The following is a 16,599-nucleotide window of genomic DNA, read 5'->3' as shown; positions in this document are numbered from 1 at the left end:
TGTTATAATTTACAAATTAAATAACAGTGAAGAGAAAGAGGGATACAATGAATCAGACAACTTCTGAAACCAAGTTGCTTCACATTGAGGATATTCTAATCGCATATAAAGAGTTGAAAGATATCATTTACCATACTCCCTTGCAAAAGAACAACCGTTTGTCTGAAAAATACAATTGTAATGTTTATATAAAACGTGAAGACCTGCAGCATGTCAGATCATTTAAGCTACGCGGGGCTTACTATAAAATGAAAAGCTTGACTGAGATCGAGATAAAAAACGGAATTGTTTGCTCAAGCGCCGGCAACCACGCTCAAGGGGTCGCTTATGCATGCAGTGCCTTAGGAATTCATGGGAAGATTTTCATGCCGGCTACGACACCAAGACAAAAGGTGAACCAGGTAGAACTATTCGGAAAAGAAAGCATTGAAATCATCTTAACGGGCGACACATACGATGATGCTTACGAGCAGGCGTTACTTTGTGCCGAAAAGGAGAGCCGAGCCTTTATTCACCCGTTTGACGATGAACTGGTTATGGCAGGGCAAGGGACTGTGGCAGTAGAGATATTGAATGATTGTGATGAGAAAATTGATTTTGTTTTTGGAGGAATTGGTGGCGGAGGGTTAATGGCGGGTCTGTCTACTTATTTCAAGAGTATCTCACCTAAAACAAAGTGCATTGGCGTAGAGCCTGAGGGCGCAGCGTCCATGAGACATGCCATCAATCTAGGCAAGGTGGAAGGCCTCAAGACGATCGATACATTTGTTGATGGAGCGGCTGTCAAATGTGTGGGAACAAAGACATATCAGATTTGCAGTGAGCTTGTCGATGATATTGTCGTCGTTCCGGAAGGCAAGGTCTGCACAACGATTGTTGATTTATATAATGAACACGCGATTGTTGCGGAACCAGCAGGATCGCTTTCTATTGCGGCTCTTGATTTTTATCGCGAGCAGATTAAAGGGAAGACGATTGTTTGTGTGATTAGTGGCGGCAATAATGATATCGGGAGAATGCAGGAAATTAAAGAGAAGTCGATGCTCTATGAGGGATTGCTTTATTATTTTATCGTCAATTTCCCGCAGCGGGCCGGTGCCTTGCGTGAATTCCTTGATGAAGTGCTCGGACCTGACGATGATATTTCAAGATTTGAATATACGAAAAAAAATAATAAAGAAAACGGGCCGGCCCTGGTCGGAATCGAGTTAAAAAAACAAGGCGATTACCAAGGGCTGATTTCGCGGATGGAGCAGAAGGGCTTTCCTTTTGTGGAAGTTAATAAAAACAGTAATTTATTTCATTTATTAATCTAAAGCTGGAATATCCTTCAACCTTCAGGTAGAATAGTAGAGTATTTCCACGACACATCAACATGATTAAATTGTGAACGAACTATGAAGAATTTGCCATATGCTTTCAAATAGTAATAATAAATACTATACTAACAGTAGATTGTATTAAATACCTAAAGGGGATGTTTCCATGTTTTCAAATATTGGTGTTCCGGGCTTAATCTTAATTCTTGTACTCGCTTTGATCATCTTTGGTCCTAAGAAGCTGCCGGAAATCGGGAAAGCCTTTGGACAGACTCTGCGCGAATTCAAGAAATCGACTCGCGAACTGACGAGCGACACAATGGATGAAGATGAGAAGAAGAATGCGTCAAAATCATAGAAGGGCAATTGGTGTGAGATGAAGCTGTCTTACACCTTTTTATTCGGGAACAATGCAGATTCTTGCGTTCCAAGAGTTCCTTACCATAAAAGAAGGATGGATCAATTTTGGCAGACAAAGAATTAAACCTCGTCGACCATTTAGGTGAATTAAGAAAACGGCTGATCATCGTCGCGGTTTCCTTTTTGGTCTTTTTTATACTGGGATTCATATTCGTCGAAGATATCTATAAATGGCTGGTTGAGGATCTGGAAATGAAATTGTCCGTCTTAGGACCAAGTGACATTATCTGGGTGTATTTCATGATCTCATCCGTTATTGCAATCACAATTACGATTCCCGTATTCGCTTTCCAGCTTTGGCTATTTGTTAAACCTGCGTTGATGCCAAATGAAGTAAAAATCACTTTATCGTATATTCCGGCCTTATTCATTCTGTTTATCGGGGGGCTTGCGTTCGGATATTTTGTCATCTTCCCGACCGTATTAGACTTCCTGCTTGATTTAAGCGGCGATCTGTTTGTGACGAATTTTACCGCCGATAAATATTTTCGTTTCATTTTGACTATGACTTTGCCTTTTGCGATTTTATTCGAGCTGCCAGCGGTAACGATGTTCCTTACTTCCATTGGCGTCATTAATCCATACGTTCTGCAAAAGCTTAGAAAATACGCGTATTTTGTACTCGTATTGATTGCGATCACGATCACTCCCCCGGACTTCATGTCAGATTTCTTAGTGACGGTTCCTTTGCTGCTTTTGTATGAAATCAGCATTTCACTTTCTAAGATCGTCTTTAAAAGAAAGCAAAAAAAGGAAGCATTGCTTGAATCGGAATATGAAACAGAAGAATAAGTGCAATGATGTCTAATCATCCCTGCCTTAAAAGAATCGCTAAATGGCGTGTTTTCTTTACAATTTTGGAGATTTAGTGAAAATTCCTTCATTTTGCGTATAAATAGTTTGAATGGTAGGTGTGAATAGGTATAATACAAAGAGAATTGTAAATGTAGGGAAGTGAATTGATGGGTAAAGTGAAAATTGTAACGGATTCCACGGTGGATATGACTGTGGAAGAACTTAAGAAATACGAGATTGAAATGATACCGCTATCTATTTCGATTGATGGCGAGGTTTATTTAGATAAAATTGAAATTGAACAGAACGATTTCCTGGAGAAAATGAGAAATGCGAGAGAACTGCCGAAAAGCTCACAGCCGTCCACGGGTGCTTTTATTGATGTGTACAACAAGCTTGGAGCTGACGGAAGTGAAGTCATTTCCATTCATATGACCGGAGGCATGAGCGGTACGTTCCGTTCCGCTGAAAGCGCAGCCGGAATGACAGAAACAAAGGTGACGGTTATCGATTCTCAATTCATTTCAAAAGCACTGTCCTTTCAAGTAATTGAAGCTGCCAAAATGGCACAGGAAGGCAAGACTGCCGTTGAAATAACAGAACGATTGACTAAAATAAGAAATCAGACAAGCCTGATCATTGTCATTGACACCCTTGAAAATCTGGCAAAGGGAGGAAGAATCGGAAAGGTTTCTGCCTTCTTCGGTTCTTTATTAAACATTAAGCCTATCGCTATTCTTGAGGACGGTGTTTTACATCCCGTTTCAAAGGCACGCAGCCAGTCGCAGATCATCAAAAATCTGCTTAATCGGTTTGTAGATGATACAAAAGGCAAAGTTTTAAAGGGTGTTTCAATTGCCCATGCCAATGGCCTGGAACTATCCGAAAAAGTAAGAAAAGCTGTTCAAGAAGTATCAGGATTTGAAAACATCACCATTGAGGTAACGACACCTGTTATTAGCACGCATGCAGGTGAGGGAGCAATGGCCCTTATGTATTACTGGGACCCTGAGTAAGTTGATAAGAACATAAATGCAAAGGGGACCCCGATCCAGTTCCGGATCGGAGGTCCCTTTTAAAATCATTGGGGCTCATTAGGCTTCAGGCACCGGAGTCGGTGTTGGCTCGGGGAATCCTTTTTTATACTTATCATCAATATACTGCCGAATTTCCTTCATGCTTTTGCCCTCATTAAATTGATTAATAGACTCCGCTGCCGTTACAACACAAACGTCACATCTAGTGCCATGGTCATCCCAGACGATGGCGCCGTTTTTTTTGTTTTCATGAATGAAGCAATCATAATTATCACGGTGGCCGGCTGATTCACTGCAGCCGCAGTAGCATGGAATATGCTCCAGAAGGTCTTGGTATTTAGCGGCTTCTGCATAGATCGCGGTCAAATCTTCAGGTTTTCCATCTAAAAATTGAGGCATATCGTCGGCTGACTTTGTTTCTTCATGAATATCACCCTTATGTTGCTGATCTACAGAATGAGCATTCTCCTTACTTTCCGAATGTTCGGTAGGTTCGTTTCCGCACCCAGCTACGATTAGAAAAACTGAAAAAAACACTGAAGTGAAAATAGTATATTTCTTTTTCAAAACGATCACCTGCTTTTATATTTAATCGGGTACATCTTATCATATAATCATATGGGAAATACGATTATTCCTATTCGTTGCGAATTTAGCCACAATTCCTAAGCAGCATTTTCCTAAACACTAATTGGGATAAAATGTATATATAAAGAGTATATCGATTCAAGGCGGTGACTGTATTGGGAGAAAAAGTTTTATTTTTCGGTGATTTTGGAATAGACGATATTTTCGCTTTAATTTATTCTTATTATTCCAAACAGATTGATGTTGTCGGGATTGTCGCGGATTACGGGAATGTATCAAAAGAGAAAGCGGTTGCAAACGCAAGATTCCTTCAGCAGCTGTTTGATATTACAGACATCCCGATTGTCGGTGGTGCTTCGAAATCGCTAACGGGAAGTGAGCCTGAGTATTATCCGACGATACATGGTGAGGGAGGACTCGGACCGTTTGAAATCCCGGAAGAAATGGGATCAAATTTCGAGAATTTCCATGAAATCGTTCCACTCATTAACAAATACGGGGACGAATTAACGATTGTTTCGGTGGGGAGACTGACATCTCTTGCTACCGCGTTTATTTTTTTCTCAAACGTGATGAAAAAAATCAATAAGATTTATATTATGGGAGGCGCTTTCCACTATCCCGGCAACGTAACTCCTGTCGCAGAAGCGAACATATACGGAGATCCTTACGCGGCCAACATTGTTTTTACAAATTCTCCGGTCAAAATAAATGTCTTTCCTTTAAACGTGACACACCAAGCCATTGTTACTCCTCCTATTATCGAATACGTCCATTCCGTTATAAAACAAGTCGATCACCAGATGGCTGAAATCACGATGCAAATCTATACGTATTACTATCAGGCCTACAAAGAAATGATGCCTACGATTGCAGGGACTCCGCTTCATGATCTTTTGGTGATATGGGCGTTAGAAAAACCGGGTGATGTAAGGTTCAAGGAGGTTCCTGTAAAAATCATTACGAATAAAGGCGAAAGCTTTGGCCAAACAATCGGTGACTTTCGTGAAAGAAGGATCAAAGCAGACTATCCCAGCCATAAAGTTGCGGTTGACTTTAACTATGCCCGATATATTAATTCCTTTGTGGAAACATTTATTTCTAAGGCTAACCATAAACAATCGTTTTTATAAACCTGAACCATAACAATATTATTCTTCCATACCATTAGTTCGTCTGCTAGAATGAATAGATGACGAACCGATTACATAAAGGATGGTTAAGGAATGAAGAAGCTTCAATTGTTATTAGCAGTTGTTCTGGTGGCAGGTCTGGTTCTTTCCGGCTGCGGTTCAAACGGAGTACCTGACGCTAAAAACTGGGATGTGGAAAGCTTTACATTTACGGATCAAGAAGAGAAACCCTTTTCGAAGAGTGATCTGGACGGGCGCGTTTGGGTTGCTGATTTTATTTTTACAAGCTGTGAGGATGTTTGTCTTCCCATGACATCCAATATGGCACAGCTTCAACAACAATTAAACGATGAGGGGATTAAAGATGTTGAATTTGTTTCTTTTTCCGTTGATCCCGAAGTGGACTCACCACAGGTTTTAAAGGAATTTGGGGCAAGCTTCAATGCGGATTTTTCAAATTGGCATTTTCTGACGGGATACACCCAAAACGAAATTGAAGAGTTCGCAATGGACAATTTTAAGACGATTGTCCAAAAGCCTGAAGCCGAAGACCAGGTGATCCATGGAACCGATTTTTATTTAATCGATAAGGAAGGGAAGATCATCCGGTATTATACCGGTCTCAACAAGGACCCTTTTGAGGAAATCATTAAACACATTAAAATATTGCAAAATCAGTAAAACAGGTCGCATCCGGCCTGTTTTTTATGTTTGCCAAGTCGATGTTCTTTACTTGCAAGGCGCTTCCGCTTTTCTTTTGACCCGCACAGAATCATGTCTAGGCTAATACAATAAAATAAGATAGATGTCATTGCGGTATGACAGATAGTAAAATGAGATTGGTGATATAATATAGATAATTATGAAGGAAGGTGAGAGCAATGAAGACAAAAATCACCTATCTTTTCTTGTGTGCTATATTACTATCAGCTTGTTCCCACATGAGGCCAACTTATCTGGAAAGTATGGCGGGCCAATATAAAAGCACAAGTCTCGTTAAGAAAGAGGCAGTTCCGTTAGCGTTCTTTCCTGATCCGATCGAGATTGTTTCGATTGGAGATTCACTTACTCAAGGGGTAGGAGATAGCACGAAAGCTGGCGGATATTTGCCGTATTTAAGGAACCGGTTAGAGAAGGAACCACAGATAACTGCTGCCCATTTGATCAATCACGGCAAGCGGGGCAACAGGTCAGACCAACTGTTGAAAAGGCTTGACAGCAACCTGCTCCGGGAGGACATCGAAAAAGCGGATTCAGTGGTCATTACTATTGGCGGCAATGATATTATGAAGGTTGTGCGTGAAAACTTCTCGAATCTAACGATAGCTCAGTTTGAACAAGCAAAAATAGGGTATGAAGAAAGATTAACAAAGATAATTAACAAAGTCCGTTCATATAATGGCAATGCGCAAATATATCTTGTCGGCTTATATAATCCATTTTCCAAGTGGCTGACTTCATTTAAGGAATTGGATTTTATCATGAATGATTGGAATGAAAGCGGTAAAGAAATCATCACAGACTACGATGACGCCTATTTTATAGAGATAGGAGATATTTTTAGTAAGTCAAAAGAGGATTTGCTTTTTTCAGAAGATTATTTTCATCCTAATGACCGCGGATATGAATTGATTGCTGCACGGATTTATAAAAATATGGAAGTTAACAAATTCGGTGAGGATACACTGGAGGCTAGTGCGAAAGGGATTGGGGAATAACAATGAAAACACGAAAGTGGAAGTATTTATTTTTTGGCTTGCTTGTTTTAAATCTTTTGGCTTTCTTAACAATTTTCATCCTGGCTGTCTTACCTGCAGATGATCGGGAAATTAAACCGGGGATTTCAAGAGAAGATGACATTGAATTTCAAGTGAATACGAATAAAAGTGATCTGAACAGGCTGATAAACCGATATTTGGCTAAAGAAGGTATGACCGGGCCGATTCATTATGAAGTATATCTAAAGGATGATGTCGAGCTGTTCGGAACGCTTCCTGTATTTGGGGAAGATATGGAGCTTAAATTATCGTTTGAACCGGAAGCACTAGAAAATGGCGATCTCATTTTACGGCAAAAATCGATATCACTTGGGCAAATGAACCTGCCGGTGTCATATGTGTTGAATTTTGTCAATAATCGCTATAAAACACCTGAATGGGTTAGTATTCAACCGGATGATGAATTGATATATATATCCTTGCAGAATATGGAGTTGGATAGCGATGCCAGAATTAAAGCCAAGAAATTTGATTTAAAAAATGATGACATTTCGTTTTTGCTGACGGTTCCATCTAAAGAATAAGGTATAGCGACAAGGAGTGGTATCCAAAATGCCAGGCCTTAGCTATACCTTCTTAATTTTTACTCGCTAATCCTAATTTGTGACCGAGTAACTCAATTTGTGAATGCTAATTTGAATTTTCTGCTCGAATATCCACATTTGTGCTCGATAATTCGGGTTTCTGCTCGATTATTAGAATTTGTGCTCGATGATCGGAATTTGTGCTCGATGATCGGAATTTGTGCTCGATGATCCGGATTTGTGCTCGATGATCAGGATTTGTGCTCGATAATCGAAATTTGTGCTCGATGATCAGGATTTGTGCTCGATAATCGGAATTTGTGCTCGATGATCCGGATTTGTGCTCGATGATCGGAATTTGTGCTCGATAATCGGAATTTGTGCTCGATGATCAGGGTTTGTGCTCGATAATCGGAATTTGTGCTCGATGATCCGGATTTGTGCTCGATGATCGGAATTTGTGCTCGATGATCCGGATTTGTGCTCGATAATCGAAATTTGTGCTCGATGATCCGGATTTGTGCTCGATAATCGGAATTTGTGCTCGATGATCGGAATTTGTGCTCGATAATCAGAATTTGTGCTCGATGATCAGGATTTGTGCTCGATAATCGAAATTTGTGCTCGATGATCAGGATTTGTGCTCGATAATCAGAATTTGTGCTCGATGATCAGGATTTGTGCTCGATAATCGAAATTTGTGCTCGATGATCTGAATTTGTGCAATATACAAGAAGACTTATGGAGTAGCTCTGACTGCCTCTAATTCCGGTGATTTGCCTGCAAATCCTACCAGAAAAATAGTATAGGCAGTATCCGGGTCAAACTGTTGTCCTTGAAGCTCAAGAACCGTCTCGCTCGTGCCTGCTGCACGGACCTCAAAGTCGACAACCATTGGAGTCAATCCAAGATAACTCGTGCCTCTTCTAAAAGGTAAACCCCGAAATACGACATCACCATTTTTGGCAGCGATATCTACGGCTTGAGCATCGGATGATAAGTGGACAAACCTCACTTTGGATTCTCTTTCCGGTACAAAAGGATTGTCCTCAATGGTGGCCAGCCTTAAGTTATCCGCCGCACCCGCTGCAGCCAGTGTATAGAACGTTTCGCTTTTTATCTTTAATTTGTAACTTAATAAGGCAGAAATCATTTCTCCTGTCGGATAAATATCAATTTGGTAATTTCCTGCAGGAACTGATAAATAGTTGCTGAGTGTTTTGTAAGGGATATCCTTGAACGCACGCAGTTCATTTATAAAAATATCCACGTTCGGCCCGTCTGGGGATCCGTGTAGAAAACGAACCTTAGCAGCATTCTGATCAGGCTGGTATTGCCGTGTCTTTGGACTCATAGCTTTCTCCATGCTTTGCAAATGTTTTTGGTAATAGTGGACATGCAAATCGGGACGTGTGTATTTATAATAGTTGGCGAGCAAGTCATACTTCGCCGCTTTATGGAAATAATGATCGCTATTTTTGTTTGGCATCCGTTTCCCTCCTATTCATTTCTCATTTCCTAACAAAGTATGCACGTGGACGTGGGCAGGTGTCAGAAAAAACATATAGTCAAATTGGATATTGCAAATCATTTTACATCGTTAGTAAAAAACGATAAAATTCATTAGATAGATAAGGGTTTTAGCTGAAATGGAGGATGGTAGCAATGACAGTTGAAAAAGCAACTTTTGCCGGCGGCTGTTTCTGGTGCATGGTAAAACCGTTCCACGAACAGCCCGGAATTGAATCCGTCATATCCGGATATACCGGTGGCACAAAAGCAAACCCAACCTATGAAGAGGTCTGCTCTGACACAACCGGTCATTTTGAAGCAGTTCAAATAACGTTTGATCCTGAAGTGTATCCATACGAAAAACTTGTTGAATTGTTTTGGCAGCAAATTGACCCTACTGATGAAGGCGGCCAATTTGGTGATCGGGGAAGTTCGTATCAGACTGCGATTTTCTATCATAGCCAAGAGCAAAAACAAATCGCCGAGCAATCGAAGGCTAACTTGCAAGAGAGCGGTCGTTTTTCCCGCCCAATTGTAACACCGATCTTACCGGTGAAAGAGTTTTATCCAGCTGAGGAATATCATCAGGACTACTACAAAAAACGGTCGGCACATTATAACGCTTACCGCGTTGGTTCGGGCCGGGCTGGGTTTATTGACAAACATTGGGGTGAATCGAATGAGTAAATTTGATAAAGAAGAATTAAAGCAAAAACTGAATCCATTACAATATGAAGTAACGCAAAATAACGGGACGGAGCCACCTTTTCGTAATGAATTTTGGAATCATAAAGAAGAGGGATTGTATGTCGACATCGTTTCCGGAAATCCTTTGTTTACCTCAAAGGATAAATTTGATTCCGATTGTGGATGGCCGAGCTTTACAAAACCGATAGAAGAGGAAGAAGTGACCGAAAAAACGGATTTAACCTTTGGAATGAGACGCACGGAGGTACGCAGCAAAACAGCTGACTCCCATTTAGGGCATGTTTTTAATGACGGGCCGGGACCGACGGGGTTACGCTATTGCATCAATTCCGCAGCATTAAAGTTTATCCCTGTAGAAGACCTCGAAAAAGAAGGGTACGGGGAATACACAAAGTTATTTAATTAACAATAATTGCAACAGAATAATATCGGCAATCTATCATTAAAGGTTGGTGTAAGGTTTGTTTAAAAAATTGTTCGGCAAGAAGGCGGAAGAGGAAATCGTGACTGCCCCTTTAACGGGGAAGCTTGTACAGCTTGAAGACGTACCGGATCCTGTTTTTGCAGAGAAAATGATGGGTGATGGGCTGGCGATTGAACCAACAGAAGGCGTCGTGGTAGCACCGCTCGACGCAAAGGTGGTGCAGGTTTTTCCAACCAAGCATGCGGTCGGCCTAGTGACGGCAGGTGGCATCGAAATATTGATCCATATCGGTTTAGAAACAGTCTCCTTAAACGGTGAAGGCTTCGAGAGCTTCGTCAAAGAAGGCGACAAAGTTAAAAAAGGCGATAAACTGATTACATTCGATCTTGGAAACATCAAGGAAAAAGCAAGCAGTACGCTAACACCGATCATCATTACGAATGGAGATGCCGTTGAAAGTATCGAAAAGACAACGGAGACTCAATTGCAAAGAGGAGAAACACCACTTCTGACAATCAAGGCGAAATAACAATGAAAAAACTCCGGCCCTTTACAGGGGATTGGAGTTTTTTGTTGTTCTTAATTTACGATTATCGATGCAACCTGGATGATAGAGTTCTCGGATACATTGTTTCGAGATTTTCCACCTGACACTTCAAGGCGGACAGTATGCGGGCCATCTGATAAACCGCTTGCGATATATAGATAACGTTCACGCTCGAATGGCCACCAAGTGCTGATCGCTGTTACGAATTTCCTGTCAATATATACGTTTATTTCTCCGCCGTCAGGACTTCTTAAAAGCTTCACCCCTAGGACCTCGCCATGGAATTCAGATTCAAGAGAACTTCCCTTTTGGCTGCTCGTTAAATAGCCATTTTTCATCGTAAAACCTTGGTTCTCTTTAAAGGAAGAAATCGTCCTAAATTTCTCAAATGTTTGGTCGTTTAGCGATTCGAATATAGCAGTGATTTCTTTGTTCTGTTCTGCATCGTGTGTCAACTGACGATAGATTGCGTCTGCGTATAATTGGTATCCGCGTCCATTTGGATGGACGAGATCCTTAGTTAATTCTTTAGCAGGAATGCCAGTTTCCTGAAAGACTGACCGCATATCAAGGTGAGAGGCATGGTAATGAGCGGAGAGCTTTTCAATTTCTGCGGCAAAGCTGTCATATGTCAAAGAACTTTCCGTAATGGTCATGATTTCAGCATTAGGAAACACAGCCTTAGCCTTTCGAATCAATGATTCATAAAGTACACTGAAATCGTTGGCCTCCATATACTTTCGGTCATTCTCGCCGAAGACGATGAAAACAAGATCTGACTTACCTGCATTTTTAAACTGAGAAAGCTTGTATAATCCCTCGAAAGCAGTTGCTCCACTTTGGACGCTATATTCACCGGACATTCTTATACCCTGTTCGGCATACATCTTGCTCTCCAATACTTTGAACCATCTTTGTTCGGGTGCTTCTGCACCGGAACCACGGCCAATACTGTCACCAATCACCGTATATCTTATAGGCTTCTTCTCCGAAATTTTTTCATAAACGGTTAAGGTCTCATCAAACCCATAAGTGGCTTGGTGTTTTTGAAACGCAAAAAAACAAATCAATAGGACCAATAATGATGCAGCAGCATAAGGTGCAATTAAGCGGCCTTTCTTTTTCAATACATTTCCCCCGGCAAATCAATTTAATTTATAGAATTATTTCTATCTTTTTTCAAATTATACTTCAATATGTAATAGTCTGAAATAGAAAAAATAAAAAAAATTAATATTTGTAAAATAGGGCTAGAGCACAGACAAGGGCGGGCTGTTAGACATATTGTAAGGATGTAATGAGAATGCAAAAATCCAAAGGAGTGAATTCTGTGTACGGATGTGGATGCGACCATGGATATGGCCATGGGTATGACGGGCATGACGGGTATGACAAAGGATTTGGCGGCGGCTTTGCGCTAATAGTAGTATTGTTTATTTTGTTGATAATTATTGGTGCTTCTTTCGGGCATTAATATTAATGAAAAGCCGACCTCTTGGTCGGTTTTTTTTCGTCAAAAAAGGGACAAGTTTAGAGGGAAGGTAAAAATCCATTAGGGAAAAAGCAATATTTACGAATATTAAATAAAATTATTTTAGAAATGTTCGTATTTCAATTGACCTGTTTTGCATGCTTTGTTATAGTTGCATAGGAAAGATTATTAATTGTTTTTAACCGGGAGGAATTATGATGAAATCCCAATATGATGTAATTGTTGTCGGCGCGGGTCCGGCTGGAATTTTTACCTGTTACGAGCTAACGTTGAAGATGCCGGAAGCTAGCATCTTATTGATCGATAAAGGCCACGATATATACCGAAGAAATTGTCCAATCCTGGAACGGAAGATTGAGAAATGTCCTCCGGCAATAGGCAGGAAGGAATTTGCGGGTTGCCTGCCAGCCTGCTCGATTACCAATGGCTTCGGCGGGGCGGGTGCTTATTCAGATGGAAAGTTTAATATCACCAGTGAATTTGGCGGCTGGATGACCGATTATCTGCCGGATTCCCAGGTGATTGATTTAATTAAATATGTCGATGAAATCAATTTGAGTCACGGTGCAACCGATACAATCACAGACCCAATGACGGATAAAGTCAGGGAGATTGAACACAGGGGTTATGCAGCGGGATTGAAGCTGCTTCGTGCGCAGGTTCGTCATTTAGGTACAGAGCAAAACTTAATGATCATGCAAAGCATTTATGAATACTTAACAGAGAAAATAGATATGGCTTTCAAGCAGGAAGTGGAAGACCTTGTTACCGAAAAGGGTGCGGACGGCCATCAGGCCCGGGGAATTTTGTTGAAAAACGGTGAAACGATATTGGCAGACAAGGTCGTCATCTCACCGGGACGGGATGGATCTAAATGGTTGAGCGCCCTTCTGAAGAAAAGGCGGCTTAAGATGTTGAATAATCAAGTCGATATCGGCGTGAGGGTCGAGACTTCCAATATTGTCATGGAAGAAATCAATGAGCATTTATATGAAGGAAAATTCATTTTTAATACTTCGGTCGGTACAAAAGTTAGGACATTTTGCAGCAATCCTTCAGGTCATGTCGTGGTCGAGAATCATTCGGGAATCATGCTTGCAAACGGACATGCATACAAAGATCCGAAACTCGGAAGCAATAACACCAATTTCGCGTTGCTTGTATCCCATACATTTGCCGAGCCGTTTGATAAGCCGAATGAATATGCACACGAAGTATCAAAACTGGCAAATGCGCTGTCCAACGGCGGGCTGATTGTCCAGAAATATGGTGATATTTTAAAAGGGCGCCGTTCAACAGATAAAAGAATCAAAGAGGGTTTCCTTGAACCGACATTGAAGGAAGCGGTTCCGGGAGACTTAGGTCTTGCCTTGCCGTATAATACGCTGAAAAGCCTGATTGAAATGACAGAAGCGTTAGATAAGGTTTCTCCAGGGATAGCCTCGGAGCACACATTATTTTACGGGGTTGAAGCGAAATTCTATTCAGCGCGTCCCAAGCTGAACGACCGCTTTGAAACGGAAATCTCCGGTCTCTATGTCGGAGGCGACGGAGCGGGAATCACGCGCGGGCTAGCCCAGGCAAGTGCCTGCGGTGTCTGGATTGCACGCGATATTGTGGAAAAATCGACAGGGAAACCTGCCCGGCATAAAGAAGCTTTACCCGTATAAGGCGTTTGACTCCTTGGCATCCAGTGCCAGGGAGTTTTTTAATTAAAGTAGAACTTTTTTATTAAATGTCCAGCTAACGCGGGGGGTCATTATAATTATGTGCCATAAAGGCGGCTGGTTATAGTCAAAGTCCTTTATTTACAAGGGGTTGCTTTTCTTATGCAACTTAAAACCACTTTTGATAAAATGGTTTAAATGGAGAGGAGTGGGAAAATGGTGCCTTCTACATTAAAGGCGGGGGATGAGATCCGGATTATCGCCCCATCAAGAAGCATGGCGATCATAAAGGGAGAACAAAGAGAGATAGCGGAAGACCGATTGAAACAGCTTGGATTTAACGTTACATATGGAAAAAATATTAATGATCACGACGAGTTTTTCTCGAACTCGATTGAAGCCCGTGTCGAGGATTTGCACGAGGCATTCGCGGACAGAAACGTGAAAGGGATTCTTACGGTAATCGGCGGGTATAATGCCAACCAGCTGCTGCGGTCAATCGATTATGAATTGATCAGGAGAAATCCTAAGGTGTTTTGTGGGTACAGCGATATCACCGGGCTGAACCTCGCGATTCTCCAAAAGGCAGGGCTTGTTTCCTATTCCGGCCCCCATTTTTCTACCTTTGGCGTGAAAGCGGGATTTGAGTATACGCAGGATTATTTCCTAAAGGCGGTAACAGAAGCAAAAGAATACACGATCGAAGCGAGTGAAACGTGGAGTGATGATGCCTGGTTTCTTGACCAGCATAACCGGACGTTTCATAAGAACGAAGGCTACCGGATTCTCCAGGAGGGTGCAGCCGAAGGGACGATTATCGGCGGAAACCTTTGACCGTGACCTTCAATCAGTCCTTCATCTGCCTGAAGGAGTCAGGGATGACGGATTATGCGCTGGAGCAAATCATCGCTTCCAAAAAAGAATTAAACGGGATCCCGGTCATTGCAAATGCGAACTTTGGCCATGTTCATCCGTTTGCGGCTGTACCGATTGGCGGCAGGGCCAGGATTGCCGCCAAAGGCAGCAAGGCCGAAATCAAAATCTTAAACAACAATTGATAGTTACCCCCCTCGAAGCTGAAACCAGGGGGGTAGCTTTTTTTGGCAGAAAGGAAAGTTTAAACTTTCCTTTGCATAAGTCACCTACGTCTCTGTCTTTGCCTTAAGAGGCTCGTCAACCGACAAGTTTTCTTTACATGCAACAGGGTTCAAAATGAAATAGGATGAAAGATTAAACCTGATCCATCATACACTTTACTATATTGTCATTTTGCTTGCGGCAAAAGGAGAGTGCGGCAGATTATGAAGCAATCATCATTGATTAAACCCGTCCTGGATGGAGATTATCCAATCATCAGCTTTGGTGAAGGTGTTTATTTATATGATACGGAAGGAAAGGAATACCTTGATGCCTCATCCGGGGCTGTTACTGCCAATATTGGACATGGTGTAAAAGAAATCGCAGAAGCGATGTCTGAACAGGCAAAAAGAGTTTCGTTTGTATACCGGTCTCAATTCACAAGCGAAGCGGCTGAATCACTCGCGTCCAAAATCGCATGTCTGACCAATGATCGATTTACCTGGAGTTTTTTTGTGAATAGCGGCTCGGAGGCAACCGAAACAGCCCTAAAGATTGCGATCCAGCATTGGCAGGAAAAAGGGCAGCCGAAAAAAAATCAAATCATCTCCAGATGGATGAGCTATCATGGAATCACTCTTGGCGCTTTGTCGATGTCAGGGCACCCGCAGCGCAGGGAACGGTTTGCGGCCATGCTCGAATCGTACCCGGCCATTTCCGCACCATACTGTTATCGCTGTCCATATAGCCTTGAGCCTGACAGCTGCGGCATGGCCTGTGCTTCGGAACTGGAGTCGGCCATTCGCCGGATCGGTCCTGGAAACGTTGCCGCCTTTATCGCCGAGCCGGTCATCGGAGCCGCCGGAGCCGCCATCTCCCCGCCGGACGGATATTTCCAGAAGCTTAAGCGAATCTGTGAAAAATATGACGTTCTTTTTATTGCGGATGAAGTAATGACCGGCTTTGGACGGACCGGCAAAATGATTGCTTCCGATCACTGGGATGTGGAGCCTGACATCATTGCGTTCGGCAAAGGAATGAGCGGCGGTTACACGCCGATTGCCGCTGCCGTTATGACCGATAAAGTCATGGAACCGATCTTGAACGGTTCAAAATCAATCATGGCCGGGCATACCTTCAGCGCCAATCCCCAATCTTGTGCAATCTCCCTGGCAGTCCTTGAATATTTAGAGAAGAATAATCTTGTTGTTAAAACTGTGGAAGCAGGTGTGTATTTGCGAAATTTGCTCGAAAAGCTTGCGTGCAGGTATTCATTCATTGGCGACATCCGCGGTAAAGGCCTCCTGCTCGGGGTGGAGTTTGCTCAGGACAAAGAAACGAAGGAACCGTTTCCGGTAAAGCTCGACATTACTAATAAATTTGTTTCCTTAGCGGCAAAAAACGGTCTGCTTGTATATCCGGCTTCCGCCGGTCCAGATGGAGTGACAGGTGCAGCCATCATCATTGCGCCGCCTTTAACGATAACGAAAAGGGAAATCGAAGAACTGATCCGGAGATTTAAAAAAACCTTGAATCAATTTGCAGAAATGTTGCCTCATCATTCATAACCAGGATAGA

The 16,599-nt window shown here is 42.1% G+C and carries 17 protein-coding genes and 1 pseudogene; 15 read left to right on the top strand and 3 right to left on the bottom strand.

Translation table 11 applies throughout. The annotated features are described in order from the left end of the window. Positions 1 to 47 precede the first annotated feature (47 nt). The 4 genes from ilvA to LQ216_RS18055 all read left to right on the top strand — a co-directional run bounded on the left by ilvA (position 48) and on the right by LQ216_RS18055 (position 3,550). Positions 48 to 1,316, top strand: a complete 1,269-nt coding sequence (gene ilvA, locus LQ216_RS18070; protein ID WP_230130819.1) for a threonine ammonia-lyase IlvA — start codon at positions 48 to 50, stop codon at positions 1,314 to 1,316. A gap of 169 nt (positions 1,317 to 1,485) precedes the next feature. Beyond that, on the top strand, positions 1,486 to 1,677 hold the full coding sequence (locus LQ216_RS18065; protein WP_117308091.1) for a twin-arginine translocase TatA/TatE family subunit: 192 nt from the start codon (positions 1,486 to 1,488) through the stop codon (positions 1,675 to 1,677). 107 nt (positions 1,678 to 1,784) lie between these two features. Continuing rightward, positions 1,785 to 2,531, top strand: a complete 747-nt coding sequence (gene tatC, locus LQ216_RS18060; RefSeq protein ID WP_117308092.1) for a twin-arginine translocase subunit TatC — start codon at positions 1,785 to 1,787, stop codon at positions 2,529 to 2,531. Positions 2,532 to 2,701: 170 nt separating this feature from the next. Next, positions 2,702 to 3,550, top strand: a complete 849-nt coding sequence (locus tag LQ216_RS18055) for a DegV family protein (RefSeq protein WP_230130818.1) — start codon at positions 2,702 to 2,704, stop codon at positions 3,548 to 3,550. A 78-nt stretch (positions 3,551 to 3,628) separates the two neighbouring features. Here LQ216_RS18055 and LQ216_RS18050 read toward each other — a convergent pair whose 3' ends face one another. After that, positions 3,629 to 4,138 carry a PCYCGC domain-containing protein gene (locus LQ216_RS18050; protein ID WP_230130817.1) on the bottom strand — a complete coding sequence of 170 codons (510 nt, stop codon included), beginning with the start codon at positions 4,136 to 4,138 and terminating at the stop codon, positions 3,629 to 3,631. A gap of 167 nt (positions 4,139 to 4,305) precedes the next feature. Between LQ216_RS18050 and LQ216_RS18045 the strand changes: the two genes are divergently transcribed. The 4 genes from LQ216_RS18045 to LQ216_RS18030 all read left to right on the top strand — a co-directional run bounded on the left by LQ216_RS18045 (position 4,306) and on the right by LQ216_RS18030 (position 7,594). After that, positions 4,306 to 5,292: a nucleoside hydrolase gene (locus LQ216_RS18045; RefSeq protein WP_230130816.1), complete on the top strand. Its 987-nt coding sequence runs from the start codon at positions 4,306 to 4,308 to the stop codon at positions 5,290 to 5,292. 93 nt (positions 5,293 to 5,385) lie between these two features. Further along, positions 5,386 to 5,973, top strand: a complete 588-nt coding sequence (locus tag LQ216_RS18040) for an SCO family protein (protein ID WP_230130815.1) — start codon at positions 5,386 to 5,388, stop codon at positions 5,971 to 5,973. A 200-nt stretch (positions 5,974 to 6,173) separates the two neighbouring features. After that, positions 6,174 to 7,010 (top strand): SGNH/GDSL hydrolase family protein, encoded by an 837-nt coding sequence (locus LQ216_RS18035; RefSeq protein ID WP_230130814.1) that lies wholly within the window; start codon positions 6,174 to 6,176, stop codon positions 7,008 to 7,010. 2 nt (positions 7,011 to 7,012) lie between these two features. Next, the gene (locus tag LQ216_RS18030; RefSeq protein WP_230130813.1) at positions 7,013 to 7,594 is read left to right on the top strand and encodes a YpmS family protein; all 582 of its coding nucleotides are present in this window, start codon (positions 7,013 to 7,015) and stop codon (positions 7,592 to 7,594) included. A 739-nt stretch (positions 7,595 to 8,333) separates the two neighbouring features. On the opposite strand, the gene LQ216_RS18025 is transcribed toward LQ216_RS18030, so the two are convergent. Beyond that, positions 8,334 to 9,083, bottom strand: a complete 750-nt coding sequence (locus LQ216_RS18025) for a DUF4397 domain-containing protein (RefSeq protein ID WP_230130812.1) — start codon at positions 9,081 to 9,083, stop codon at positions 8,334 to 8,336. A gap of 176 nt (positions 9,084 to 9,259) precedes the next feature. On the opposite strand from LQ216_RS18025, the gene msrA reads away from it, so the two are divergent. Genes msrA through LQ216_RS18010 form a run of 3 tightly spaced genes read left to right on the top strand, consistent with a single transcriptional unit; the run spans position 9,260 to position 10,767 of the window. Beyond that, positions 9,260 to 9,793 (top strand): peptide-methionine (S)-S-oxide reductase MsrA, encoded by a 534-nt coding sequence (gene msrA / locus LQ216_RS18020; RefSeq protein WP_117308100.1) that lies wholly within the window; start codon positions 9,260 to 9,262, stop codon positions 9,791 to 9,793. Next, a complete protein-coding gene (gene msrB / locus LQ216_RS18015) occupies positions 9,786 to 10,220 on the top strand; it encodes a peptide-methionine (R)-S-oxide reductase MsrB (RefSeq protein WP_230130811.1) in 435 nt (144 codons plus the stop codon). Before msrA ends, msrB begins: the two co-directional genes overlap by 8 nt. A 55-nt stretch (positions 10,221 to 10,275) precedes the next feature. Then, positions 10,276 to 10,767, top strand: a complete 492-nt coding sequence (locus LQ216_RS18010; protein ID WP_230130810.1) for a PTS glucose transporter subunit IIA — start codon at positions 10,276 to 10,278, stop codon at positions 10,765 to 10,767. 50 nt (positions 10,768 to 10,817) lie between these two features. On the opposite strand, the gene LQ216_RS18005 is transcribed toward LQ216_RS18010, so the two are convergent. Then, complete coding sequence (locus tag LQ216_RS18005) at positions 10,818 to 11,912, bottom strand: SGNH/GDSL hydrolase family protein (RefSeq protein ID WP_230130809.1); 1,095 nt, start codon at positions 11,910 to 11,912, stop codon at positions 10,818 to 10,820. A gap of 176 nt (positions 11,913 to 12,088) precedes the next feature. Between LQ216_RS18005 and LQ216_RS18000 the strand changes: the two genes are divergently transcribed. The 4 genes and pseudogenes from LQ216_RS18000 to LQ216_RS17985 all read left to right on the top strand — a co-directional run bounded on the left by LQ216_RS18000 (position 12,089) and on the right by LQ216_RS17985 (position 16,589). Then, complete coding sequence (locus tag LQ216_RS18000; protein ID WP_117308104.1) at positions 12,089 to 12,259, top strand: YjcZ family sporulation protein; 171 nt, start codon at positions 12,089 to 12,091, stop codon at positions 12,257 to 12,259. A 215-nt stretch (positions 12,260 to 12,474) separates the two neighbouring features. Beyond that, the gene (locus LQ216_RS17995; RefSeq protein WP_230130850.1) at positions 12,475 to 13,947 is read left to right on the top strand and encodes an NAD(P)/FAD-dependent oxidoreductase; all 1,473 of its coding nucleotides are present in this window, start codon (positions 12,475 to 12,477) and stop codon (positions 13,945 to 13,947) included. 213 nt (positions 13,948 to 14,160) lie between these two features. After that, positions 14,161 to 15,002, top strand: a pseudogene (locus tag LQ216_RS17990) (S66 peptidase family protein). A gap of 243 nt (positions 15,003 to 15,245) precedes the next feature. Beyond that, a complete protein-coding gene (locus LQ216_RS17985; RefSeq protein WP_230130808.1) occupies positions 15,246 to 16,589 on the top strand; it encodes an aspartate aminotransferase family protein in 1,344 nt (447 codons plus the stop codon). The last annotated feature ends 10 nt before the right edge of the window (positions 16,590 to 16,599 follow it).

The organism is Bacillus sp. CECT 9360 (genome assembly GCF_918741275.1).
In the GTDB taxonomy this organism is placed as follows: domain Bacteria; phylum Bacillota; class Bacilli; order Bacillales; family DSM-1321; genus Peribacillus.
The sequence above is the reverse complement of the archived record's forward strand: the minus strand, read 5'-3'. Positions and strand labels throughout refer to the sequence as shown.